Annotated in this window: 19 protein-coding genes; 13 read left to right on the forward strand and 6 right to left on the reverse strand. The window is 65.6% G+C overall.

Features of this window, described 5'->3' with window-relative positions:
* The first annotated feature begins 18 nt into the window (after positions 1–18).
* The 3 genes from benC (at position 19) to QFZ94_RS38060 (ending at position 3,171) form a co-directional block, all read left to right on the forward strand.
* Entirely contained in the window at positions 19–1,041 is a 1,023-nt protein-coding gene (benC, locus tag QFZ94_RS38050) for a benzoate 1,2-dioxygenase electron transfer component BenC (protein ID WP_429463072.1), read from the forward strand.
* Positions 1,038–1,829, forward strand: coding sequence for a 1,6-dihydroxycyclohexa-2,4-diene-1-carboxylate dehydrogenase (locus QFZ94_RS38055; RefSeq protein ID WP_368582514.1), 792 nt, complete (start codon positions 1,038–1,040; stop codon positions 1,827–1,829). Before benC ends, QFZ94_RS38055 begins: the two co-directional genes overlap by 4 nt.
* Before the next feature lie 124 nt (positions 1,830–1,953).
* Positions 1,954–3,171, forward strand: coding sequence for a benzoate/H(+) symporter BenE family transporter (locus QFZ94_RS38060; RefSeq protein WP_429463073.1), 1,218 nt, complete (start codon positions 1,954–1,956; stop codon positions 3,169–3,171).
* A 12-nt stretch (positions 3,172–3,183) separates the two neighbouring features.
* Here QFZ94_RS38060 and QFZ94_RS38065 read toward each other — a convergent pair whose 3' ends face one another.
* From QFZ94_RS38065 to QFZ94_RS38090, 6 genes are read right to left on the reverse strand one after another with little or no spacing between them, the layout of a single operon-like run.
* Positions 3,184–4,701 (reverse strand): efflux transporter outer membrane subunit, encoded by a 1,518-nt coding sequence (locus QFZ94_RS38065; protein WP_429463074.1) that lies wholly within the window; start codon positions 4,699–4,701, stop codon positions 3,184–3,186.
* A 12-nt stretch (positions 4,702–4,713) separates the two neighbouring features.
* Positions 4,714–5,829 (reverse strand): ABC transporter permease, encoded by a 1,116-nt coding sequence (locus QFZ94_RS38070; RefSeq protein ID WP_429463664.1) that lies wholly within the window; start codon positions 5,827–5,829, stop codon positions 4,714–4,716.
* Between the two features lie 32 nt (positions 5,830–5,861).
* Positions 5,862–6,848 (reverse strand): ABC transporter ATP-binding protein, encoded by a 987-nt coding sequence (locus tag QFZ94_RS38075; protein ID WP_429463075.1) that lies wholly within the window; start codon positions 6,846–6,848, stop codon positions 5,862–5,864.
* On the reverse strand, positions 6,845–7,810 hold the full coding sequence (locus QFZ94_RS38080; RefSeq protein ID WP_368582510.1) for an HlyD family secretion protein: 966 nt from the start codon (positions 7,808–7,810) through the stop codon (positions 6,845–6,847). Before QFZ94_RS38080 ends, QFZ94_RS38075 begins: the two co-directional genes overlap by 4 nt.
* Complete coding sequence (locus tag QFZ94_RS38085; RefSeq protein ID WP_368582509.1) at positions 7,807–8,502, reverse strand: TetR/AcrR family transcriptional regulator; 696 nt, start codon at positions 8,500–8,502, stop codon at positions 7,807–7,809. Before QFZ94_RS38085 ends, QFZ94_RS38080 begins: the two co-directional genes overlap by 4 nt.
* Positions 8,503–8,559: 57 nt before the next feature.
* A complete protein-coding gene (locus tag QFZ94_RS38090) occupies positions 8,560–8,955 on the reverse strand; it encodes a hypothetical protein (protein WP_429463076.1) in 396 nt (131 codons plus the stop codon).
* Positions 8,956–9,328: 373 nt separating this feature from the next.
* On the opposite strand from QFZ94_RS38090, the gene QFZ94_RS38095 reads away from it, so the two are divergent.
* The 10 genes from QFZ94_RS38095 to QFZ94_RS38140 all read left to right on the forward strand — a co-directional run bounded on the left by QFZ94_RS38095 (position 9,329) and on the right by QFZ94_RS38140 (position 23,205).
* Positions 9,329–11,245 (forward strand): potassium transporter Kup, encoded by a 1,917-nt coding sequence (locus tag QFZ94_RS38095; protein WP_429463077.1) that lies wholly within the window; start codon positions 9,329–9,331, stop codon positions 11,243–11,245.
* A 188-nt stretch (positions 11,246–11,433) separates the two neighbouring features.
* Positions 11,434–12,924: an alkaline phosphatase family protein gene (locus QFZ94_RS38100; protein WP_429463078.1), complete on the forward strand. Its 1,491-nt coding sequence runs from the start codon at positions 11,434–11,436 to the stop codon at positions 12,922–12,924.
* Between the two features lie 341 nt (positions 12,925–13,265).
* The gene (gene treA / locus QFZ94_RS38105) at positions 13,266–15,074 is read left to right on the forward strand and encodes an alpha,alpha-trehalase TreA (RefSeq protein WP_429463079.1); all 1,809 of its coding nucleotides are present in this window, start codon (positions 13,266–13,268) and stop codon (positions 15,072–15,074) included.
* Between the two features lie 115 nt (positions 15,075–15,189).
* Entirely contained in the window at positions 15,190–16,485 is a 1,296-nt protein-coding gene (locus tag QFZ94_RS38110; protein WP_429463080.1) for an MFS transporter, read from the forward strand.
* A 261-nt stretch (positions 16,486–16,746) separates the two neighbouring features.
* Entirely contained in the window at positions 16,747–17,610 is an 864-nt protein-coding gene (locus QFZ94_RS38115; protein WP_410852316.1) for an ABC transporter permease, read from the forward strand.
* Positions 17,611–17,612: 2 nt separating this feature from the next.
* Positions 17,613–18,665 (forward strand): ABC transporter ATP-binding protein, encoded by a 1,053-nt coding sequence (locus QFZ94_RS38120; protein WP_429463081.1) that lies wholly within the window; start codon positions 17,613–17,615, stop codon positions 18,663–18,665.
* A gap of 11 nt (positions 18,666–18,676) precedes the next feature.
* The gene (locus QFZ94_RS38125) at positions 18,677–19,738 is read left to right on the forward strand and encodes an extracellular solute-binding protein (protein WP_410852314.1); all 1,062 of its coding nucleotides are present in this window, start codon (positions 18,677–18,679) and stop codon (positions 19,736–19,738) included.
* A gap of 3 nt (positions 19,739–19,741) precedes the next feature.
* Entirely contained in the window at positions 19,742–20,629 is an 888-nt protein-coding gene (locus tag QFZ94_RS38130; RefSeq protein WP_368582500.1) for an ABC transporter permease, read from the forward strand.
* A 72-nt stretch (positions 20,630–20,701) separates the two neighbouring features.
* Entirely contained in the window at positions 20,702–21,892 is a 1,191-nt protein-coding gene (locus QFZ94_RS38135; RefSeq protein ID WP_429463082.1) for a M24 family metallopeptidase, read from the forward strand.
* A gap of 65 nt (positions 21,893–21,957) precedes the next feature.
* On the forward strand, positions 21,958–23,205 hold the full coding sequence (locus tag QFZ94_RS38140; RefSeq protein ID WP_410852329.1) for a metal-dependent hydrolase family protein: 1,248 nt from the start codon (positions 21,958–21,960) through the stop codon (positions 23,203–23,205).
* Positions 23,206–23,230: the final 25 nt, after the last annotated feature.

The raw sequence follows: 23,230 nt of genomic DNA on the forward strand, positions 1-23,230 counted from the left end.
GGTTGCAGGAGACAGGTCATGGAACACACTATTGCACTTCAGTTCGAAGACGGCGTCACGCGCTTCATCAGCTGCCGTGAGAACGAAACACTGTCGGATGCCGCGTATCGGCAGAAGATCAACATTCCGCTCGACTGCCGCGAAGGCGCATGCGGCACCTGCCGCGGACTGTGCGAATCGGGCGCGTACGACATGCCCGAGGAGAGCTACGTCGAAGATGCGTTGACCCCCGAGGAAGCGGGCAAGGGCTATATCCTCGCGTGCCAGACGCGGCCGCGCTCGGATCTGGTGATTCGCTTGCAGGCGTCGTCGGCGGCGTGCAAGACCGGGGTGTCGCGTTTCGAAGGCACGCTCGCGGCGGTCGAACGGCTGTCGGATTCGACGATCCATTTCTCGATCGATATCGAAGGCGCGAGCGCGCCGAGCTTTCTCGCGGGCCAATACGTGAACGTCGAGATTCCGGGCGCGAGCGGCGAGAGCCGGTCGTACTCGTTCAGCTCGGCGCCGGGCGCGGCGCGCGCGGCGTTCGTCGTGCGTAACGTGCCTGACGGCAAGATGAGCGGCTTTCTGAGCCGCGATGCGCAGCCGGGTCAGCGGATCGGCTTCACGGGTCCGTATGGCAGCTTCTATCTGCGCGATCCGCAGCGTCCGGTGCTGTTCCTCGCGGGCGGCACCGGCATTGCGCCGTTCCTGTCGATGCTCGACGTGCTGAAGGCGAGCGGCAACACGCAGCCGGTGCGGCTCGTGTACGGCGTGACCCACGACATCGATCTGGTCGCGCTCGAACAGCTCGAACAAGCGCAGCGCACGCTGCCGAATTTCAGCTACCGCACCTGTGTCGTCGATGCCGCGAGCAGCCACGAGCGCAAAGGCTACGTGACCGCGCACGTCGACAGCGAATGGCTCAATAGCGGCGACGTCGACGTCTACCTGTGCGGCCCGGTCGCGATGGTCGAAGCGGTGCAGGGCTGGCTGCGCGAGAGCAGCGTCGAGCCCGCGAACTTCTACTACGAAAAATTCTCGGCGAGCAACGTAGCATGACTTCGACCTTTATCGATCGCTTCAAGGACAAGGTGCTCGTCGTGACCGGCGCGGGCCAGGGCATCGGCCGCGGCGTCGCGTTGCGCGCGGCGCGCGAGGGGGCGGCGGTGGTGCTGGTGGACCGTTCGCCGATCGTGCACGAGGTGACAGAAGAGATTACGCGTGCCGGCGGCGCTGCGCGCGCGTTCATCGCCGACCTCGAAACCTATGCGGGCGCGGCTGCAATGACGGCCTTCGCGATCGAGGTGTTCGGCCGCATCGACGCGCTCGTCAACAATGTCGGCGGCACGATCTGGGCGAAGCCGTACGAAGAGTACGAAGCCGAGCAGATCGAGGCCGAGGTGCGGCGCTCGCTGTTCCCGACGCTGTGGTGCTGCCACGCGGTGTTGCCCGCGATGCTGGAGCGCGCGAGCGGTGCGATCGTCAACGTGTCGTCGATTGCGACGCGCAGTATTTATCGCGTGCCGTATGCGGCGTCGAAGGGCGGCGTCAATGCGCTGACCGCGAGCCTCGCGTTCGAGCATGCCGAACACGGCATCCGCATCAACGCGGTCGCGACCGGCGGCACCGAAGCGCCGCCGCGCCGCGTGCCGCGCAATACCGCGCCGCAAAGCGAGCAGGAAGCGACGTGGTATCAGGGCATCGTCGATCAGACGATCGCGTCGAGCCTGATGCATCGCTACGGCACGATCGACGAACAGGTCGGCGCGATCCTGTTCCTCGCTTCCGATGAAGCGTCGTATATCACCGGCACCGTGCTGCCGGTCGGCGGCGGCGATCAAGGCTAGCGAGCGGCGGGCCGAACCACGCCGATAGGCCGTGCCGCGATTGTCCTTCATACTATCGGCCCGGAATGACTGCTCCGCCCGGCGCGATGTCACCAACAGCGGGCCGCCACGACCCACATCGACGATGAATCCCACCCCTAGCCAGGCGCCGACCGCGCGCGCCATTGCGGCCGACTGGTCCGTGTCCGCCATCGTGGCCGGCTTTCTGGCCGTGCTGATCTCGTACGCGGGCCCGCTCGTGATCTTCTTCCAGGCGGCGCAAGCGGCCCACATGCCCAACGAGATGGTCGCGTCGTGGGTATGGGGCATCTCGATCGGCGCGGCCGTCTCCGGCATCTTCGCGAGCTGGAAGCTGAAAGTGCCGGTCGTGACCGCGTGGTCCGCCCCCGGCACCGCGCTGCTGGTCGGACTGTTTCCCGCGTTGACGCTGCATCAGGCGGTGGGCGCATACCTGAGCGCAGCTGTGATCATTCTGCTGATCGGCATCTCGGGCTATTTCGATCGCATGGTGCGCAGCATTCCGAAGGGCATCGCCTGCGGGATGATGGCCGGCATTCTGCTGCAGTTCGGCACACATGCGTTCAAGGCTGCGACGTCGATGTCGGCGCTGGCGTTAGGCATGATCGGCGCGTACATCGTGTTCAGGCGCCTGCTGCCGCGCTATTGCATCGTGCTGGTACTGCTGACGGGCACGGTGCTCGCCATCGCGCTCGGCGCCGCGCACCTCGGCGCGCTGCCGCTGCAAGTCACGCGGCCGATCTTCATCCAACCCGAATGGACGCTGAGCTCGACGCTGAGTCTTGCGCTGCCGCTCGTCGTCGTCAGTCTGACCGGGCAGTTTCTGCCGGGCATGGCGATTCTGCGCCTGTCCGGCTATCACACGCCGGCGCGGCCAATCATCACCGCGACTAGCATCGCGTCGATCGGCGTGGCGTTTTTCGGCGGCATCACGATCGTGATCGCCGCGATCACGGCGGCGCTGTGCACCGGCAAGGATGCGCACGACGACCCGGATAAGCGCTATATCGCGGGCATCGCCAACGGCGTGTTTTATCTGATCGGCGGCACCTTCGCCGGTGCGATCGTCGCGCTGTTCACGATGCTGCCGAAGGAGTTCGTCGCGATTCTGGCGGGTCTAGCGTTGATCGGTGCGATCACGTCGAACGTGATGGGCGCGATCCAGGACGAAGACCATCGCGAGCCCTCGGTCATCACGTTTCTCGCGACTGCATCCGGTATGACCTTCCTCGGGCTCGGCTCCGCGTTCTGGGGCATCGTGATCGGCTCGTTCGCCTACCTCGTGCTGAACAAGGTGCGGCGCGAGACGTCGGCAAACCAATGACGAAGCAGTGACTCAAGGCCGCGCCCCGAGCGCCTGAAACAGTGCGGCGGTATCGGCATAACGCTGCCCGGCGGCTTTGGTGCGATCGAGTCCGGTCTGCAATTCCTGGCGCTGCGTATCGAGCAGCGTCAATTGGCTGATGCCGCCCGCCGCATAACGCTGACTCGCGATACCGGCGCTGTGCTGCGCGCTGCGCTGCGCGGCATCGAGCGCCTGCAATGCAATCGCATCCTGATCGAGCGCGCGCAGCGCGTCGGCGACCTGTTGCAGTCCCTGCAGCACGGTTTGCTTGTAGACGGCGAGCGCCGCCTGGTAGGCCGCCTCGGACGAATGCTTGCGCGCCAGCAGTTCACCGCCATGAAACAGCGGCTGTGTGAGACCCGCGCCGAAACTCCACACGTTGAAACCCGTCAGCAGGTCGGACACGTTGACCCGTTCGGTCGCCGCGCTGCCCGATAGCGTGATGCGCGGATACAGGTTCGCGGTCGCGACGCCGATGTTCGCGCTCGCCTGATGCAACAACGCCTCGGACGCGCGAATGTCGGGCCGCTGCTGCGCGAGCGTCGACGGCAAGGTCAGCGGCAGGTCGGCCGGCAGTACGAGCGTATCGAGGTCGAGCGCGGCAAGGTCGTGCGCGGTGGCCAATTCCGCTGGCGCGCGTCCCAGATAGATCGCGAGCTGATGATCGGTCTGCGCGAGCTGCGTGCGCAACGGCGGCAACGTCGCGCGGGTTTGCTGCACGAGCGTGCGCTGGCTCAGCAGATCGACCTCGGAGATGCCGCCCGCACGATAGCGGCGCTCGGCGATATCGAGTTGCTGCATCTGGTTCGCGAGCAGCGCTTCCGTGAGCGCGATCTGCCGCGCAAGCGATGCGCGCCGGATCGCCGCCGTCACCACATTGCCCGCGACCGTCAAACGCGCGGCTTCGAGTTCGTATTGCTGATAGTCGACTTGCGCGGCCACCGCTTCGAGCGCGCGGCGATTCGCGCCGAACAGATCGAGCGTGTACGACACGGTGACCTGCGCGCTGTATAGCGTGAACGGCGCAAACGCGCGGCCCTGCGTCAGCTGACCGAAGCCGAGCGCTTCGGGATCGATTTTTTCGCGCGTGGTCGACAGGTTCGCGTCGACCTGCGGCCACAGCGTGCCGCCCGCCTGCGCGCGGTAGTCCTGCTGCGCTTGGTCGAGTTTCGCGCGGGCTTGCGCGAGGGTCGGGCTGTCGTCGAGCGCCTGCTGCACCAGCGCGTTCAGCGCCGGCGAGCCGAACGCGCGCCACCAGCCGTCGCCGGGCACATCGGTCGGCACGAAGTGTTGTGCGGCGCCGCCGGGACCATCGGCGGCGACGGTGCTTGCCGCGAGCGGCGCGGCGGTGTAGCTCGACACGCTGGTCACGTCGGGCCGATGGAAATCGGGGCCGACGGTGCACGCGCACAATGCCGCGCTTGCGCAGAATGCGGCGAGCCGACGCGTAGCCGATAAACAGGCCGCGCGATGAAAAACCACGTCACGAAAGCGAGGAGCGGAACACATTGCGGGCCTTCCTCAATCGAGCGTGCGTCGATAGAACTTCACGGCGACACCCATCACGACGAACAGAAAGATCAGCAGCGGCCACACATGCGGCCACATGTCGGCCCAACCGACGCCTTTTAGCAGAATGCCGCGCACGAGCCGGTTGAAGTAGGTGAGCGGCAACAGATTGCCGATGTACTGCGCCCACTTCGGCATGCCCGCGAACGGAAACATGAACCCCGACAGCAGGATGTTGGGCAGAAAATAGAACATCGTCAGCTGCATGGCCTGCAACTGATTCTGCGCGAGCGACGACAGCGTAATGCCGATCGTCAGATTGGCCGCGACGAACAATAGGGCGGACAGATACAGCGCGATCAGACTGCCTTCGAACGGCACGTTGAACACGAAGCGAGCCGCCGCGACAATGATGCTGACCTGCACCAGACCGATGGCGACGTAGGGCACGATCTTGCCGGTCATCACTTCGAGCGGCAGCACCGGCGTAGCCAGCAGATTTTCCATCGTGCCGCGCTCGCGTTCGCGGGTGATCGCGAGGCCCGTCATCATCACCATCGTCATCGTCAGGATCACGCCCATCAGGCCCGGCACCACGTTGTACTGGGTGATGCTTTCGGGGTTGTAGAGCCGGTGCAATTGCACATCGAACGCGGTGGGGCCGACCGCGAGCGACGACAGCGGACCCGTGAGGTCCTTCTGTAATACCGACTGCGTGATCGACGGCAACGCGCCGAGCGCGGTGCCCACCGCCATCGGGTCCGTCGCGTCGGCTTCGACGAGCAGCGAGGGCCGCGCGCCCTTGGCCAGCTCGCGCGTGAAACCGACCGGAATATTCAGGACGAACAGCACCTTGCCTTGCGCGAGTGCGCGGCGGCCGGACTCTTCGTCGGGCAGCGTCGAGACGATGTCGAAGTAGTCGGAGTTGCGCATCGCCATCAGGAAGCTGCGTGTGAATTCACTGTGGTCGGCGGCGATGACGGCGGTCGGCAGATGCTTCGGGTCGGTATTGATCGCGAAGCCGAACAGCGCCATCTGCATGATCGGCAGCACGATCATCATCGCAAACGTGATGCGATCGCGCTTCAGCTGCAAGAACTCCTTGCGCACGATGCTCCACCAGCGCATCAGCGAAAAGCGCGTAAGTCGGCGCGCGGAATTCACGATGCTTTGCCCGCGGAAGGCGTTGCGTAATTGTCGGTCGAGCGGTTCATCATGAAGATGAACACGTCTTCGAGGCCGGTTTCCTGTCTCTCGATTCGCAGCGCGGGGTTCGAGCGTTCCAACTGATCGATGCTCGCGTGGAGTTCGGGCGTGTCGGGCCCGCTCATGTGCAGCGACGAACCGAACGCGACGGTCTGCTCGACGCCGGGCGATCTGCGCAGCCGGTCGCCGAGCTCGACGAGATTCTGGCCGTACACGGCCCACGTCACGAGCCCTTGCGAGTCGATCACCTGTTGCGACGTACCCTGCGCGAGCAGCTTGCCGTACGCGATATAGGCGAGCTTGTGGCAGCGTTCCGCTTCGTCCATATAGTGCGTGCTGACGAGTACCGAGATGCCGCGCGCCGCGAGGCGGTGCAGCTCTTCCCAGAAGTCGCGGCGTGCGCTTGGATCGACACCGGCGGTCGGTTCGTCGAGCAGCAGCAGTTCCGGCTCGTGCAGCATGCACGCGGCCAGCGCGAGACGCTGCTTCCATCCGCCCGACAGTGCGCCGGCCAGCTGCTTCTCGCGGCTTTGCAAACCAAGCTGTTCGAGCGCGCGATCCACCGCCTCGCGGCGGTTCTTCATCTCGTAGATGCGCGCGACGAAGTCGAGGTTTTCGCGGATCGACAGATCTTCCCAATAGGAGAAGCGCTGCGTCATATAGCCGGTGCGGCGCTTGATCTGCGCGCTGTCCTGCACGATATCGTAGCCGAGACAGGTGCCGCTGCCGGAGTCCGGCGTCAGCAGTCCGCACATCATGCGGATGCAGGTAGTCTTGCCGCTGCCGTTCGGGCCGAGAAAACCGAAAATCTCGCCGCGCTGCACCTGCATCGTCACGTCGTTGACCACGTGCTTGCTGCCGAAATGCTTGTTGAGCCCGTGCACGTCGATAGCGTACGCGGGCTCGCTGGCGTTGGCGGGGGGCGGCGCGGGCGCACTCATTGCAGCGTGACCGTGACGGGCTGGCCGGGCCGCAGCTTCGGCGCATCGGCGGTTTGCGGTCTGGCTTCGACCATGAACACGAGCTTCGCGCGGCTTTCGTTGCTGAAGATCACCGGCGGCGTGTACTCCGCCTGGTCCGAGATGAAGCTGAGCACGGCCGGCACATCGGCGGCGCAACCGTCGCAATGAATCGATACGTGACGGCCCGGCGCGAGCGAACCGACCACTCCCTGCGGCACGAAGAAACGCACCTTGACGTTCTCCGGCGGCAGCATGCGCACGACCGGGCTGCCCGCCGGCACCCATTCGCCGCTGCGATACATCGTGTCGAACACGAGGCCCGCGTGCGGCGCGTGCACGCTTTTCTGATCGAGCTTCCATTGGGCCTGGCCGAGTTGGGCCTGCGCGGCGTCGACTTGCGCCTGTTGCGCGCGAATCTGTTCGATCCGCCCCGGCAGACGTGCGACCGCGAGCTGACTTTGCAACTCGCGCACGTGCGCGGCGCTCGACAGCGCGCTCGCGCGCGAGTCGTCGAGCTGGCTTTGCGCGATGCCGCCGGCGTCGAATTGCTGTCGATCGCGGCGGAACTGGGTCGCGGCGCGCGCCGCATCGGCTTCGGCCTGTACGAGTTGCGCGCGCGTCACGTCGACTTCCGGCGGACGCTTGCCGGTCCCGAGGTCGGCGAGCTGGGCGCGGGCGGAGCGCAGCTGCTCGTTGGCCTGCGCCACCGCGTCGGTTTCGTTCTGCGCTTCGAGCGCGAACAGCGGCGTGTTCTGCGCGACGGTCTGCCCGCGCGAGACCGCGAGTTCGGTCAACTGTCCCGCCTGCGAAGACGCGAGGTACAGGAATTCGCCTTCCACATAGCCTTGCCACGTGTTCGCGGGTTGTTGCGAACAGCTCGCGCACGCGATGCACAGTGCGAGCAACGCGACACGTGTGGATGAGCGGGCGGACGGAATCATGACGGCTTTCCTTTCGCGCGGCGTGCGGTGGACGTCGCCCGGGTCCTGGCCCTGGAGCTCGTCTTGACTGCGGTGGCTGCGCTCATGCCCTGCGTGAGCAGTGCCACGACGTGGCGTTCGAGCGTCGCGCGATCGAACGAGCTGCGCGGATTCAGGCGCTGCCAGATCCTGGCGGTTGCCTGCGGCAGCATCACGAGCGCGAGCACCGAGTTGAACAGCAGCAACGGTTCGAGCTGCGCATTCAACTGGCCCGACGCGCAGCCACGTGCGATGTTCTGACCGAACGCGGCGACCTTTTGCACGGGGATATGCGCAAACGCGCGCTCGCGCAGCAGGCCGCCTTCGTTGATGATTTCGCGCAGCCATAGCGAAGGCAGCCACGGCATGGTCTCGGTGACGTCGAACATGCGTTTGACGATGCCTTGCGTCAGCGCGAGCGGATCGTCGTGTTCGGCATCGACCGGGTCCCAGATCGCGCCGAATGCGGCGACCAGTTTTTCCTCGAACAACGCGTCGAGCAGCTTTTCGCGGGTCTGGAACCAGTAGTGCACCATCGCGGACGTCACGCCGCTCGCCGCCGCGATCTGCGCCACCGTCGTGTTGGCGATGCCGCGCTCGGCGAACAGCGTCACCGCGACATCGAGCAGATGTTCGCGTGCGTCGAAGTCCTGCGGATGAGGACGGCGACCCATTCTGGAGCGGGCGACTTGCGGCATGGGAAACCTGACTAACTGATGAGTTAGTTAGTTTTAACTGCTTGATAGTAGGACAAGTTTTGAGGTGCTGGAGGAGGGGAAACCCTGGCTGGGGGTGGCCGCCGTCGTGTCGTCGATCCGCGTCAAGAGACCGCGCGGCCATGCAACCTGGGTACCGGAATAGACGCTCTTACAAACAACGCGACGAAATTCACAGCACTGAGCCCTTGAGATGTTTTTCCCTTTCGACTTGCCGACGCGGTCGTCGAGCCATCGTTGGGAGCCGAGAATGCGCCGCTCGTCACTATCGAGGCCGCGATGCTCGGTTTGCCCGCCCTCGTCCACGACGGCGGCAGCATGGCGACGACCGGTGACGCGGTAGGCAACAAGATCAAATTTCGGTCTGAGCCTCAGAGCCTCGAACTGGCACTGGATCGACTGGCGGAACATCTGGCGGACAAGGGCAGAAGCTATTCGCTGAGTATTTGCCGGAGCACTACCAGCAGCGGCTCGTGGAAATCATGGAACTCGGAGAGCATGCGGGCACGGCGCCTTCGAGGCGGACAGACGAGGCGGTCTGCTGACGCTTGCGCCGTTCTGCCTGACGTTAAGCTGACATTGGACGGCGCGACGGCGTCGTCCGAATGCGTGACTGCTGCGCGCAAAGCGCATTTTCGCCGGAAATTTCTATACTTCTCTAGCGCACCTGGCACGATCCAGCGCGCGCGACCCAGACGAATTCACGTCAACGAAACGAAGGAATCTAAGCGAACCCGCGGCGCGGCCATCACGGCTCACGCGCGATTCGTATGAGGAGGGAGACATGGCACATTCCGCAACCGCCGAGTCGGGGAAGGAAGGCCACGGCGACGCCTCACCGGCTCTTCCAGCGCTCGCGCTGGCCGCGCTCGGCGTGGTCTATGGCGACATCGGCACGAGCCCGCTCTATACGCTTGCCACCGTGTTCGATCCCGCCAACGGTCTCACGCTCAATGCTTTCAATATCGTCGGCATCGTTTCGCTGATTTTCTGGTCGCTGATGATCGTCGTTTCGCTGAAGTACGTCGTCCTGATCCTGCGGGCGAATAATCACGGCGAAGGCGGGATCATGGCGTTGCTCGCGCTCGCGGCGTCGTCGATCGCGTCGCGGCCGCGCTTGCGTCGCGGGCTCCTCGTGGTGGGGGTGATGGGCGCGGCGCTGTTCTTCGGCGACAGCGTGATCACGCCGGCCATATCCGTGCTGAGCGCCGTGGAAGGGCTCGAAGTCGTCGAGCCCGGGCTCAAGACCTATGTGGTTCCGGTGACGCTCGCCGCGCTGATCGTCCTGTTCGTCACGCAAAAGCACGGCACGGGCGGCATCGGCGCCGTGTTCGGGCCGGTGATGGTGCTGTGGTTCGTCGTGATCGGCGCGGCGGGCGTCGCTAACATCATGGCCACGCCGGTCGTGCTGTATGCGCTCAATCCGCTGGAAGGGCTCCGCCTGGTCATGCATCACCGCTGGCTCGCGTTCGTCGCGCTTGGCGCGGTGGTGCTGTCGCTGACGGGCGCCGAGGCGCTCTACGCCGACATGGGCCATTTCGGCAAGCGGCCCATTCGTGTGACGTGGTTCGGCGTCGTTTTTCCCGCGCTCGCGCTGAACTATCTGGGCCAGGGCGCGCTGCTGCTGGCGAACCCCGGCGCGGTGCAAAACCCGTTCTACCGACTGTTCCCGCAGTGGGCCATCGTGCCGATGATCGTGCTGGCGACGATCGCCACCGTGATCGCGTCGCAAGCCGTTATTTCGGGTACCTATTCGATGACGATGCAGGCGATGCAGCTTTCCTTCCTGCCGCGCATGAACATCGTGCATACGTCGGAGCGCGAGATCGGGCAGATCTACGTGCCCGGCATCAACTGGATTCTGCTGGTCGCCGTGGTCGCGGCGGTGTTGGGCTTCCGCTCGTCGACGGCGCTCGGGGCCGCGTACGGCATCGCCGTGACCGGCACGATGCTGATCACCACGTTCCTGACGTTCTTCGTCGTGCGTTACGCGTGGCGCTACAACTGGCTGCTGTGCGTGCTCTCCACCTCGTTCTTCTTCGTGATCGACGCGCTGTTCTTTTCGGCGAATCTGCTCAAGATCGTCGATGGCGGGTGGTTCCCGCTCGTAGTCGGCGCGATCATGTTCACGATCATGGCGACGTGGGGACGCGGCTGGGAGATGATGCTGGCCGAAGCGCGCACGCGGGCGGGAAAGACGCCGCTCAAACAGTACCTCACCACGCTGCTCGAAAGTTCGCCGACGCGTGTGGGCGGCACGGCGATCTTCCTGACGCCGGACGCCGAAGCGGTGCCGCACGCGCTCGTCAACAATCTGCGGCACAACCGTGTGCTGCATGAGCGCACGGTCTTCCTGACCGTAATCACGAAAAACGTGCCGTGGGTGGCCGACAGCGAGCGCGTGCAGATCAGGCCGCTGTGCGCGGGTTGCTGGCACGCAACGGTGAACTACGGATTCAAGGACGAAGTGGACTTGCCGCGCACGCTGACCGCCCACAAGTCGCCGGAATTCACGTTCAACCCGGACGACACATCCTGGTTCCTGAGCCGCGCGGCTGTCGTGCCCAAACGCGTCCACGGCATGGCGCTATGGCGCGAGCGGCTTTTCGCGGTGATGCTGCACAACGTCGGCAATATCGCGGCTTTCTTCAAACTGCCGGCCAGTCGCGTGATCGAAGTCGGCGCGCGCGTGGAGATTTAGGCAGACAAGGCATCATCTGCCTTTGAAGTAATTCGATAGACATCGCCACTTCGCAACGGCCCTCCACCGGCTCGGGTTCGAAACTTGCTGCCAACGACCAACCGCCGCTCCAATCGGCGCGCGCGTGTTGCTCCGCGGCAGGCAGGCATGGACGAATGCCCGCGCCGCAGCCAATCAGGAGGCGTGCGATGGGCGACGAGACTCACAAGAATCATGGACACGACCGCCGCCGCTTTCTTGCCGGCGTAGCCGCGGTGGCCGGCAGCGTTGCGCTATCGGGTTGCGGTGGCGGCGGATCGGGCGACGACATAACGGGCGGAGGAAGCGGCGGCGACCCCGCGCCCTCGATTACCGACATTCCGGCGCCCAACGCCGCCGACCGCTATGGCCTGCCGCGCCCGGCGTTGCCCGCGCCGGCCAGCTCGGGCATCGACTTCATCGTGCTGGTCACGATGGAAAATCGTTCGTTCGACCATTTCCTGGGCTGGGTGCCGGGCGCGGAGGGCATGCCCGCGAACCGGCAATTCAAGGACGCGTTCGGCGCGACGCAAACGCCGTTTTCGCTTGCGGCGAATGCCGCGTACGGCTATCAGGCGTGCGCCTTCCTGGACCCCAATCACAGCTTCTCGGGGGGCCGCACGCAACTGGCATCGGGTGCGATGAATGGCTGGCTGCTCACGCCGGGCACGAGTCTGAGCCGGGGCGACCTGCTGCCGATCGGCTTCTACACGCAGGCCGACCTGCAATTTTTCAGCGCCGTGGCCAGCAGTTACACGATCGGCGACTTCTACTTCAGCGGCATCCTGACCAGCACGTTTCCCAATCGCCTGTATCTGCATAGCGGCGCAACGGACCGGCTCGACGACAGCGCCGACACGTCGTCGCTCGCGACGATCTGGGACAAGCTGAGCGACGCCGATGTCGACGCTCGCTACTACTACCACGACGTGCCGCTCACGGCGCTTTATGGCACGCGGTATCTCGGCATTTCGCGCCCGTTTGCGGATTTCCTCGTGAATGCCGCGGCGGGGACGCTGCCGCCATTCTGCATGGTCGATCCGTCATTTACGGGCGAGCCCGAAGGCGTTTCCGCCGACGACCATCCGCATGCCGACATCCGCGATGGCGAGGCGTTTCTCGCGCGAGTCTATGAGGCGCTGCGCACGAGCCCGACGTGGAGCCGCACGCTGATGATCGTCGTCTACGACGAATGGGGCGGGTTTCTCGAGCACGTGGTGCCGCCCACCAGGCCGATCAGCAACAGCGAGCTCACGCTCGGCAACGACGGCAAGCTCGGCTTTCGCGTGCCGCTCGCGCTGCTCGGCCCGCGCGTGCGCGCGGGTTCGGTCACGCGCTATCCGTTCGACCCCAGTTCGATTCACGCGCTGCTGCAATGGCGCTTCGGCTTGCAGCCGCTCGGCGTGCGCGGCAGCGATCCGGCGACCTTCAATCTCGCCTACGCGCTCGATTTCAACGGCGCGCCGCGCACCGACGCTCCCGCGTTCACGGTCGCCCAGGGGCCGTTCGGCGGAACCTGCCTGGGGGCGGCCGCGCCCTCGCCGTCGAGTTCGGTATCGGCGATCGATCAGTCGCAAATGCGGGCGATCAACCCGACGGCGGACCGCTTCGCGAACCTGCGCGCGAAGGCGGCGTCATTAGGATTCGCGACCGGCGGCTAACGCCGGTTTCCGCCTAGAATGAGCGGGCCGCAAGCCGGCGCCGGACCGGGCCGCGCGGCCTGACGAAGCTCATGCCTCGAGCGCGGTCGGTCGCCAGAAACCTGGTCGGTACCTGGTAGAGAGCGCTTGCGCGCGACATCGTTTTGCGAAGCGGGCCCCGCATTTGCTAGCGAGACCCTCTCGAAGCCCCGCGGCAGCGTGCAGCATAGGATCGGCACGCGCGGCGGGCCGCCTACGTCGACGTCACCGCGTCGTCCTCAACGGGTCCGCCGATGCCATTTCGTTCCGATCTTCCCGTTTGGTTTTCCCGCCAGCGGTCGTACCGCTGCGTTCTCGCCTCCGTGGCTACGGCGCTGGCGCTCGCCGCAAGCACCGGCGTCACCGCGCAATCCGCGCCGACGGTCGCACCGACCCAGCCGGCCGTGCCGGCCCTTGCGCTGCCCGCATCGGCTGCGGCTGCGAATGCCGGGAGCAGCGCCGCGGCCAGGCACGTCGACAACACGGATCACGCGCAGCCGTCGCCGGTCGTGCCGACGCCGCCGTCCGAACTGTATGGCGAGCTGTATCGCGACGTCGAACTCGCCCACCTGTACCCGGACAGCAAGACGTTCGCCGACATGTCGCCAAACCAGCCGCCGGCGCAAGTCATCGCCGACTATGACAGCCAGCGCGCTCAGCCGCGCTTCGACCTGAAGCAATTCGTCGAACAGCGTTTCACGCTGCCCCCGCGCGAGCCGAAGCGCTATGTGTCCGATCCGAACGAAAGCGTCACCGCGCACATCGATACGCTGTGGAGCGTGCTGCGCCGCGAACCGGAGGCGAGCGCCAGCCCGTACGCTTCGCTGTTGCCGCTGCCGTCGTCGTACATCGTGCCAGGCGACCGCTTCGACGAGATCTACTACTGGGATTCGTACTTCATCCTGCTAGGGCTCGACGCGAGCGGCCAGCGCGCGCTCGTCGACGACGAGCTGAACAACTTCGCGACGTTGATCGACCGCTATGGCCACATCCCCAACGGCAATCGCACGTATTACCTGAGCCGTTCGCAGCCGCCGTTCTTCGCGCAGATGGTGCAGCTCGTCGCGCGCAAAGAGGGCGATCAGGTCTACGCCCGCTATCTGCCCGAGCTGCGCCGTGAATACGCGTACTGGATGGCGGGCAGCGATCATCTGTCGCCGGGCAACGCGGCCCGCCATCTGGTGCGCCTCGCCGACGGCACGCTGCTCAATCGCTACTGGGACGAGCGCGCGGCGCCGCGCGACGAGTCGTACCGCGAGGATGTGATGACGGCGCAGCAGATACCGCAACGCGACGCGCAGGATTTGTGGCGCAACCTGCGCGCGGGCGGCGAAACCGGCTGGGATTTCAGTTCGCGCTGGTTCGCCGACGGCAGGACGCTCGCGACCATCGACGTGACCTCGCTCGTGCCAGTGGACCTGAACTGCCTGATGGTGGAGCTCGAACGCGCGCTCGCGAAAGCCTACCGGGTGACCGGCGACGCGGGTCACGCCGAGAATCTCGAACTACGCGCCCGCGTGCGCGCCGATGCGATCCGCCGGATGCTGTGGGATCCGCAACTGCACGCTTTCACCGACTACGACTTCGTGCATCGCACGCTCACGCACCGGTTGACTGCCGCGACGGTGTACCCGCTTTACACCGGCGTCGCGGCACGCAACGACGCGCGCGAAGTGGCGCAGACGATCCGGCGCGATCTGCTGCGCCCGGGCGGTCTGGCGACGACGCGGACCAATACCGGACAGCAATGGGACGAACCGAACGGCTGGGCGCCGCTGCAGTATCTCGCGGTGATCGGGCTGCGCCGCTACAGCGAGCCGGAGCTAGCTCGCGATATCGCGACCCGCTGGATCCGCACCAACGTCGCGTACTACCAGCGCACGGGCAAGCTGGTCGAAAAGTACGACGTCGACGCGAGCGACAAGTCGGCGGGCGGCGGCGAGTATCCGCTACAGGACGGCTTTGGCTGGACCAATGGTGTGCTGCGCGTGCTGATGCAGCTCTATCCGGATGCGGTGAGTTCGACGAAGCCGGCCGATCTGCCGGGCGGCGCGGTGGGGGTGTCGGATGCGGCGGCATCGGCGGCGGCCGCGCCGCAGACGTCGCACAGCACGTCGGCCGCGGGCCACTAGCGGGAAGAGGTAGTAGCGATACCAGGATGATGGGTTGACTGCCTGACAGCGACGCAGCCCGTTAGCATGCTTCGGATAGCTCGAACGGCCCCTAGTCACCTGGAAAGTCTCGAAGATGAATCGCAAGCTCGACATACCATCGGCCGAACCGGTGCCGCCGCAGGCGCAGGCCACGGCGGCTGCCAAGGCCGCCCCGGCGGCCGGCGATGAAGCCGCCGCGCATTGGCAGCGCAACCTGTGCGTGTGCGTGTTCGGCTCGTTTACGACCATCGTCGCGATGACGCTGCTGCTGCCATTCCTGCCGCTCTACGTCGAACAGCTCGGCGTGAAGGATCATGCGGCGATCGTGCAATGGTCCGGCGCCGCATTCGGCGCGACCTTTTTCAGCGCCGCGCTCGTCGCGCCGCTGTGGGGCAAGCTCGCGGACCTCTACGGCCGCAAGCTGATGCTGATCCGCTCGAGCCTCGGCATGGCGGTCGCGATGTCGCTGATCGGTATGGCGCACTCGGCCTGGCAACTGGTTGCGTTGCGGCTGCTCGCCGGGCTGCTCGGCGGCTATGCGTCGGGCTCGATGATCCTCGTCGCGACGCAGACGCCGAAGGCGCGTTCGGGCTGGGCGCTCGGCGTGCTGTCGTCGGGGATCATGGCGGGGAACCTTGTCGGCCCGCTGATCGGCGGCTTTTTGCCGCCGTTGATCGGCATCCGCGCGACCTTCTGGGCCTCGGGCGCGGCGATCTTCGTCGCCTTTCTCGCGACCGCGGTTCTGATTCGCGAGCAGCCCGTCCGCAAGCGCGCGGACAGCGCGTCGAAGAAGGGCGCGTGGGCCTCGGTCGACGACAAGCGGCCAGCCATCGCGATGCTTGCCACCGGCCTGCTGCTGATGGTCGCGAACATGTCGATCGAACCGATCATCACCGTCTACGTCGCCCAGCTCACGAAGCCTCAAAGCGTGACGATGGTCGCGGGCTTCGTCATGTCCGGCGCGGCGCTCGGCAGCGTGATCTCGTCGTCGCGCCTCGGCAGGTTCGCCGATCGCGTCGGGCACTGGAACGTGATCGTCGGCTGCCTCGCGGTATCGGCGGTGTTGCTCGTGCCGCAGGCGTTCGTCACCGCGAGCTGGCAACTGATCGTGCTGCGTTTCCTGATGGGGATCGCACTCGGCGGCCTGTTGCCGTGCATCGCGAGTGTGATCCGCCACAACGTGCCGGCGAGCGTGACTGGTGCGATTCTCGGCTACTCGGTGTCGTCGCAGTACGCGGGGCAGGTGGCCGGCCCGCTGCTGGGCGGTTTCGTCGGCGGACACGTCGGCATGCGCGCGGTGTTTCTCGGCACCAGCGTGCTGATGGCGCTCGGCGCGCTCGCGAACTGGCGCGTGAAATCGCGCAGCGTACGGGCCGAGGCGGCGCGCTGATACGAGCCGCGTCGACGCTCGACAGGTTTGCCATTGCGGCGAAAACACCCCATCCCTAGGCGGCCCAGCGCCCGCGTAAACCCCAGCGCGCGTCTGGCCGAACCCGCTTTGCTCCTTATTTTATTCATGCTACTGTGAATCGCAGTTCGCAAGGCTATGCAAATTTACATTGCAGCCGGCCGAGGCGGAACTGGGATGGCCTGAGGTCGCCACCCCGCCGGACACACCCCAACGTGTAATCCTGACCAGGGAGAAAGCGCGGTGACGCAGGTTCCGATCGAACGTAGCAGCATCGTCTCCGCGCACGCTTTGTCCCGCCCACGTCTGGCCCCGGCGAAATGGTTCGTCAGGGCGGGCGTCGCGCTCATCTATCTGTTCATGCTGAGCCCGCTGATCTTCGTGATCTGGCTGAGCTTCTTCAAGGACGCGATCATCACGTTTCCGCCATCCGGCTACACGCTGTCGTGGTACGTCAATGCATGGCGTAACGACGCGTTCGCGAATGGCTTCGTGCTGTCGCTGAAGCTCGCGGCGGGCGCGGCGCTCGGCGGCGTGGTGCTCGGCGTGGCCGCCTCGCTCGCACTGGCGCGCTACCGGTTTCCTGGGCGGCGCCTCGTCGGCAACACGCTGCTGCTCCCACTAGTCGTGCCTGGCATCGTCGCCGGCATTGCGACTTATCTGTTCTATCTGCGCGCCGAAAATGCGCTCGATACCGACATCGTCGGCACCTTCGGCGGCCTGCTGCTCGCGCATATCTGCCTGACGATCCCATGGACGATCCGGCTCGTCACCGCGAGCCTGAGCCAGATCGACACCACCGTCGAGGAGGCGGCGCGCAATCTCGGCGCCGGCGCGTGGCGCACGCTGTGGCGCGTCACGTTGCCGATGCTGCGGCCGGCGATCGTCGCGTCCACGCTGTTCGGCTTCATCGTCTCGTTCGAGAACCTCGAGATGACCTTGCCGCTCGTCGGCCCCGGCAAGACGACGTTGCCGATCGCGATCATGCAGTACCTCGAATTCAATCTCGACCCAACCATCGCGGCGGTATCGGCCGCGCAGATCGTGCTGCTCGGCATCGTGATGCTGATCACCGATCGATTCGTGAAGCTCGGCAAGGTGATCTGAATATGGCTCAGGTATCCCTGCGCAATCTGCGCAAGCAGTACGGTGCGACGACCGCGGTCGCCGACGTGTCGTTCGATATCGCCGAGGGCGAGCTGGTCGCTTTCCTCGGCCCGAGCGGCTGCGGCAAGACGACGACGCTGCGCATGGTGGCGGGCTTCGTCGAGCCGAGCGACGGCGAAATCTGGATCGGCAATACCGAGGTCACGCGGCTCGCGCCCGACAAGCGCAATACAGGCATGGTGTTTCAGCGCTATGCGTTGTTTCCGCACATGACCGTCGCGCAGAACGTCGCGTTCGGTCTGGAAATGCGGCGCGTGCCAAAAGCCGAGCGCGACACGCGCATTCGCGAGGCGCTCGACATGGTGCGGCTGACGTCGCTCGCCGAACGCTATCCGCGGCAGTTGTCCGGTGGGCAGCAGCAGCGCGTCGCGATTGCGCGCGCGCTCGCGATCCGGCCCGACGTGTTTCTGCTCGACGAACCGTTGTCGAATCTCGACGCGAAGCTGCGCGTCGAGGTTCGCGAAGAAATCCGCGCACTCCAGCAGCGTCTCGGTCTCACGACGATCTTCGTCACGCACGATCAGGAGGAAGCACTCGCGATGGCGGACCGCGTCGCCGTGATGCACGACGGACGCGTGCAGCAGATCGGCAGCGCGGACGAGTTGTACGAGCGGCCCGCGAATCCGTTCGTCGCGAGCTTTCTGGGGCGCATGAATTTCCTCGCGGGCCACGTCGACGACGGCCGGTTCATCACGGCGAACGGCGAAAAGATCGCGCTGAGCGCCGCCGCGCCCAGGGCCAACACCCTCGGCATTCGCCCGGAGCGCCTGCGTCTCGCCGCGGCGCCCGAGCACAGCGAAGTATCGATTCCGGTACGGCTCGCCGACCGGATCTATCTCGGCGCAACCGTCGAATTACGCCTCACGAGCGAGCGTGGCCAGAGCCTCGTCGCGCTCGTGCCGAACACCGCGCATGCGGGTGCCGGCGGATGGTCGCCGGGCGACACGCTGCACGCGTGCTTCAGAACCGAAGATTGCCTGCTTTTTTCCGCCTGAAGGACCATCAAATGAGCCATCCCATCACGCGCCGCACGTTTCTGAAAGCTGCATCCGGTCTGCTCGTCGCACCCACGCTCGGCTTCGATCCGCGCGCGGCATTGGCAGCCGACGCTTGTCCCAGTGTCGTCGTCGGCACGTGGGGCGGCGATTATCTGAACCTGCTCGAGCAGAACATCGGCAAGCCGATCATCGCGGCGGCCGGCGGTCGCGTCACCTACGACTCGGCGGATCAGATCGGCCGCATGACGAAGCTGCGCGCGGAGAAGATGTCGCGTCACGGTTCGCTCGACGTCGCCTGTCTCGCCGACATCGACATGTTCGACGTCAACCGTTCGGGCGTGCTCGAACCGCTCGACACGAAACTGGTGCCGAACTCGGCGCGCACGATCGAAGCGCTGCGCCGCCCGTATTCGATTCCGCACATCTTCAGTGCGATGGTGATCGTCTATAACCCGGAGAAGTTTCAGGCGAAGCCGGACTCGTTCGCGGTCGCGCTTGATCCGAAACTGAAGGGACGGGTGGGCTTTTCCGACATTCTGTACAACTTCAACGTGCTGCAGTCCTCACTCGCGGCCGGTCAGCACAATGGCGACACGACGGCCGGCATCCAGTTTCTGCGCGAGGTGCGCAAGCAGCAGCCGAAGGTCTATCCGTCGAACGAAGCGGTCGCGGCGGCGCTGAAAAGCGGCGAAATCTGGATGACCTGCATGTGGAAAGCGCGCGCGTTGCAGTGGAAAAAAGGCGGCGTGCCGGTCGACTACGTATTCCCGAAAGAGGGCGGCGTGCCGGTCACGTTCGAAGCCGCCGTGGCGAAGAATGCCCCATCGCGTGCGTGCGGCTTCAACTACCTGAACGCGATGCTGGATGCACGCGCGCAGGTCGGCTTCGCCGAGACGATGGGCTATGCGCCGACCGTCACCGATGCGGCCTTGCCGCCGACGCTGCAACAGAGCGTCGGCTTCACCAATGCCGAACTCGATCGTCTGGTGAAAGTCGACTACGCGCGCTTCACCGCGGAAAAACCGGCGCTGCTCGACTTCTGGAACAAGGAATTCAAGCCGGGACTTTGAACCATGACGACGAGCGCACTGAACGCCGCGCCGCGGCGCCGCGACTTCACCGGGGGCCTGCTCGCAACGCCTGCAGTGTTGGTCGTGCTATTCGTGATCGTGCTGCCAGGCGTGCAACTGGTGCGCTACAGCTTCAATCATTTCGACTCGGTCCAGATGATGCAGGCGGCGTTCACGCTCGAGAACTACGTCCAGTTTCTGACCGATCCGTACTACCACGCGGTGCTGTGGACCACGATCAAGGTGGCCGCGCTGTGCACGGCGCTGTCGCTCGTGCTCGGTTTTCCGGTCGCCTATGTGCTCGCTAAAACGCAGAGCCGCTACAAGAGCCAGCTGGTGATGCTGCTGGTGTTTCCGCTGCTGGTCGGCAACGTCGTGCGCGCGGCGGGTTGGATGGTCATGCTTGGCAACGCGGGTTTCGTCAATGCGACGCTGATCGCGCTCGGCGTCGTCGATCAACCGGTGCGGCTGCTGTATACGCCGTTCGCGGTGGTGGCCGGCACCACCGCCGTGGTGTTGCCGTACATGATCCTGACGTTGCAGAGCGTACTCGAAGGCCTCGATTTTTCGATCGAGGAAGCTGCGCGCAATCTCGGCGCGAGCTTCGCCCAGACGCTTGCGCGCGTCGTGTTGCCGATCGCTGCGCCCGGCGTCGCGGCCGGCACGATGCTCGTGTTCATTCTGTGCATGAACGCATACGCGACACCGGTTCTGCTCGGCGGCACCGGCATCACGATGATGACGCCGGCGATCTACGACCAGATCGCCAAGGCCAACAACTGGCCGTTCGGGGCCGTGCTGTCGCTCGTATCGATGGTCGTCACGTTTGCGCTGGCGCTGTTGTCGCACTGGATCATCCAGCGCCGCTACGCGAAGACGATGATGACCTGAACTGGCAGGGCGCGCCGCGGGCTCGTGTGTGGGATGCGCCTCTCTTCAATTGACTTTCTGAAGGAATCACAGATGCCGACCCTCACCGAAAAGACTCGCGCTTACCGTCACGACCTGATGCAAAAGCTGATGGAACGTCAGCGGGTCGATGCACTGATCTTCACGTCCGCCGACTTCTTCCAGTTTGCGACCAATTTCCATGTCGACGTGCAGACCTGGGAGCGGCCGATCGCGGTGTGCGTGCCGCTGTCGGGCGAGCCGTTTGCGATCATGAACGAGCTGTCGACGCATCACGCGATGATGGCGCGCGAGCGCGGGCATCTGTGGCTCGACGATATCTCGTTCTATTCCGAGCATCCGCGCGTGGTCGAGCGGCAGCCGCTGCTCGCGGAAGTCCCGGAGCTGATCGCCGCGCGTTTGCGCGCCGCCGGGCTTGGCGCATCGCGAATCGGCGTCGAGGCCGCGGGTGGTCCGCTCGGCCGTGCGGCGTCGCTGTTGCCGGACGCGAAGTTTCTGCCGATGCTCGCCGAGCTGCGCTCGTTGCGCTGGGTCAAGCACCTGGAGGAGATCACCGTGATGCGGGCAGCCGCGAGTCTCGCCGATTGGGTGCAGGACCAATATCGCGAGAACATCCGCCCCGGACGGCTCGTGCAGGAACTCGACTATCAGATGGCCGCGCTGATGGTGACCGAAGGCGCACGCCGCTTTCCCGGCGAGAACCTCGAAGTGATGCGTTGCTGGACCCTGTCGGGACCGGCATCGGCGTCGCCGCATGGCGACGGGGCGTCGTGCGGCGCGAAGATCAAGGCGGGCGACGGTCTCGTCAATATCGTGATTCCGCGTTTGAACGGTCTCGTGATCGAGAACGAGCGCACGTGGTTCTGCGGCAAGCCGAGCGCCGAGCAGGCGCGTTTTCATGAGGTCGCGCGCGCGGCCAACGAGGCGGCGGTCGCGGCGGCCGTCACCGGCCAGCCCGTTTCGGGTATCGACGCGGCCGCGCAGGCTGTGATCGAGCAGGCCGGCTGCGCGAAGTACATCCGGCATCGCACCGGGCATGGCATGGGCATCATCGGTCACGAGTATCCGGACGACATGGCATTCAATCACCGCGCGCTGCTCGACAACGAAGTCTACTCGGCGGAGCCTGGCATCTATGTGTACGGCCTCGGCGGCTTCCGGCTCGACGATTCGGTCGTGACCGGCCCCACCCCCGAGCTGCTGACGAAGACCCCGCGCACGCTCGCGCACGCGACCATCGATTGAGTCGCGCGGCTCGCGACACCCTTCAACGTTGAAGAGGACCCGGCTGTGAACCGGGAGGAGAGATGATGGAGTCGATTCTGTTCTCGCACTGCGCGCTGCTCGATCCGGTTGCCGGCGAGTTGCGCGACGACCACGCGGTGCTGGTGGAAAACGGACGCATCAAGGAAGTCTCGGATCGGCCGATCCGTATCACGTCCGCGCGCGAAATCGACGTGCGCGGCAAGACGCTGATGCCTGGCCTGATCGATCTGCACGTGCACGTGCACGCGACGCAGCTCAATCTCGCGGCACAGGTGAACCTGCCGAACGTGCTGGTCACGCTGAAGTCGTTGCCGCTGTTGCAAGGCATGCTCAGACGCGGCTTTACGACGGTGCGCGATGCGGGCGGCGCGGGCTTCGCGCTCAAGCAGGCTTTGGAACAGGGGCTCGCCGAAGGTCCGCGGCTCTTCGTGTCGGGCCGCGCGATCAGCCAGACCGGCGGACACGGCGACATGCGCGGCCGCAGCGACTACATCGGCACCGATAGTCCATGCGCGTGTTGCGCGCGCGTCGGCGCGATATCGCGTGTCGCCGACGGCGTCGATGCCGTGCGTCGCGCGGTGCGTGAAGAGCTGCAGATGGGCGCCGACCAGATCAAGATCATGGCCTCGGGCGGTGTCGCGTCGCCCACCGATCCGGTCGGCGCATGGGGCTATTCGGAAGACGAGATCAGGGCGATCGTCGACGAGGCGCGGGCGCGCGGCACCTACGTGCTCGCGCATGCGTATACGGCCGAGGCGATCGCGCGCGCGGTCCGCTGCGGGGTCCGCACGATCGAGCACGGCAATCTGGTCGACGAAGCGGCGGCGCGCGTGATGGCCGAGCACGGCGCGTTCGCGGTGCCGACGCTCGTCACCTACGACGCGCTCGCGAACGAAGGCGAAGCGCTCGGCCTGCCGGCAGACAGCGTTGCGAAGATCGAGAGCGTGCGTCAGGCGGGCTTGCATTCGCTCGAAATCTTCCGCTCGGCAGGGGTGCCGATGGGCTTCGGCAGCGATCTGCTCGGCGAATCGCAGCGTCTGCAAAGCGATGAATTCCGCCTGCGCAGCGAAGTGCTGTCGCCGCTCGAGATCCTGCGTAGCGCGACGGTGGTCGGCGCGCAGGTGCTCGGCCAGGTCGGGCAGCTCGGGCAGATCACGGCAGGCGCGCACGCCGACATGCTGGTTGTCGACGGCAATCCGCTTGCGTCGCTCGACTGTCTGCTGGGGCAGGGCGAGCGCATTCCGGTCGTGATGAAGGCCGGTAAAATCCATGCCTTTGATTTGCCGGCGTGACATGCGCAGCGCTGCCGTGCGAGCG

The sequence above is a fragment of the Paraburkholderia sp. JPY465 genome, from assembly GCF_050436725.1.
GTDB classification, from domain to species: Bacteria; Pseudomonadota; Gammaproteobacteria; order Burkholderiales; family Burkholderiaceae; genus Paraburkholderia; species Paraburkholderia youngii.

Bases quoted from the DNA above. Each gene is read 5' to 3' on its own strand.
- benC (WP_429463072.1), top strand. From the start codon at position 19: ATGGAACACACTATTGCACTTCAGTTCGAAGACGGCGTCACGCGCTTC.
- QFZ94_RS38055 (WP_368582514.1), top strand. From the start codon at position 1,038: ATGACTTCGACCTTTATCGATCGCTTCAAGGACAAGGTGCTCGTCGTG.
- QFZ94_RS38060 (WP_429463073.1), top strand. From the start codon at position 1,954: ATGAATCCCACCCCTAGCCAGGCGCCGACCGCGCGCGCCATTGCGGCC.
- QFZ94_RS38065 (WP_429463074.1), bottom strand. From the start codon at position 4,701: ATGTGTTCCGCTCCTCGCTTTCGTGACGTGGTTTTTCATCGCGCGGCC.
- QFZ94_RS38070 (WP_429463664.1), bottom strand. From the start codon at position 5,829: ATGCGCTGGTGGAGCATCGTGCGCAAGGAGTTCTTGCAGCTGAAGCGC.
- QFZ94_RS38075 (WP_429463075.1), bottom strand. From the start codon at position 6,848: ATGAGTGCGCCCGCGCCGCCCCCCGCCAACGCCAGCGAGCCCGCGTAC.
- QFZ94_RS38080 (WP_368582510.1), bottom strand. From the start codon at position 7,810: ATGATTCCGTCCGCCCGCTCATCCACACGTGTCGCGTTGCTCGCACTG.
- QFZ94_RS38085 (WP_368582509.1), bottom strand. From the start codon at position 8,502: ATGGGTCGCCGTCCTCATCCGCAGGACTTCGACGCACGCGAACATCTG.
- QFZ94_RS38090 (WP_429463076.1), bottom strand. From the start codon at position 8,955: ATGTTCCGCCAGTCGATCCAGTGCCAGTTCGAGGCTCTGAGGCTCAGA.
- QFZ94_RS38095 (WP_429463077.1), top strand. From the start codon at position 9,329: ATGGCACATTCCGCAACCGCCGAGTCGGGGAAGGAAGGCCACGGCGAC.
- QFZ94_RS38100 (WP_429463078.1), top strand. From the start codon at position 11,434: ATGGGCGACGAGACTCACAAGAATCATGGACACGACCGCCGCCGCTTT.
- QFZ94_RS38110 (WP_429463080.1), top strand. From the start codon at position 15,190: ATGAATCGCAAGCTCGACATACCATCGGCCGAACCGGTGCCGCCGCAG.
- QFZ94_RS38120 (WP_429463081.1), top strand. From the start codon at position 17,613: ATGGCTCAGGTATCCCTGCGCAATCTGCGCAAGCAGTACGGTGCGACG.
- QFZ94_RS38125 (WP_410852314.1), top strand. From the start codon at position 18,677: ATGAGCCATCCCATCACGCGCCGCACGTTTCTGAAAGCTGCATCCGGT.
- QFZ94_RS38130 (WP_368582500.1), top strand. From the start codon at position 19,742: ATGACGACGAGCGCACTGAACGCCGCGCCGCGGCGCCGCGACTTCACC.
- QFZ94_RS38135 (WP_429463082.1), top strand. From the start codon at position 20,702: ATGCCGACCCTCACCGAAAAGACTCGCGCTTACCGTCACGACCTGATG.
- QFZ94_RS38140 (WP_410852329.1), top strand. From the start codon at position 21,958: ATGGAGTCGATTCTGTTCTCGCACTGCGCGCTGCTCGATCCGGTTGCC.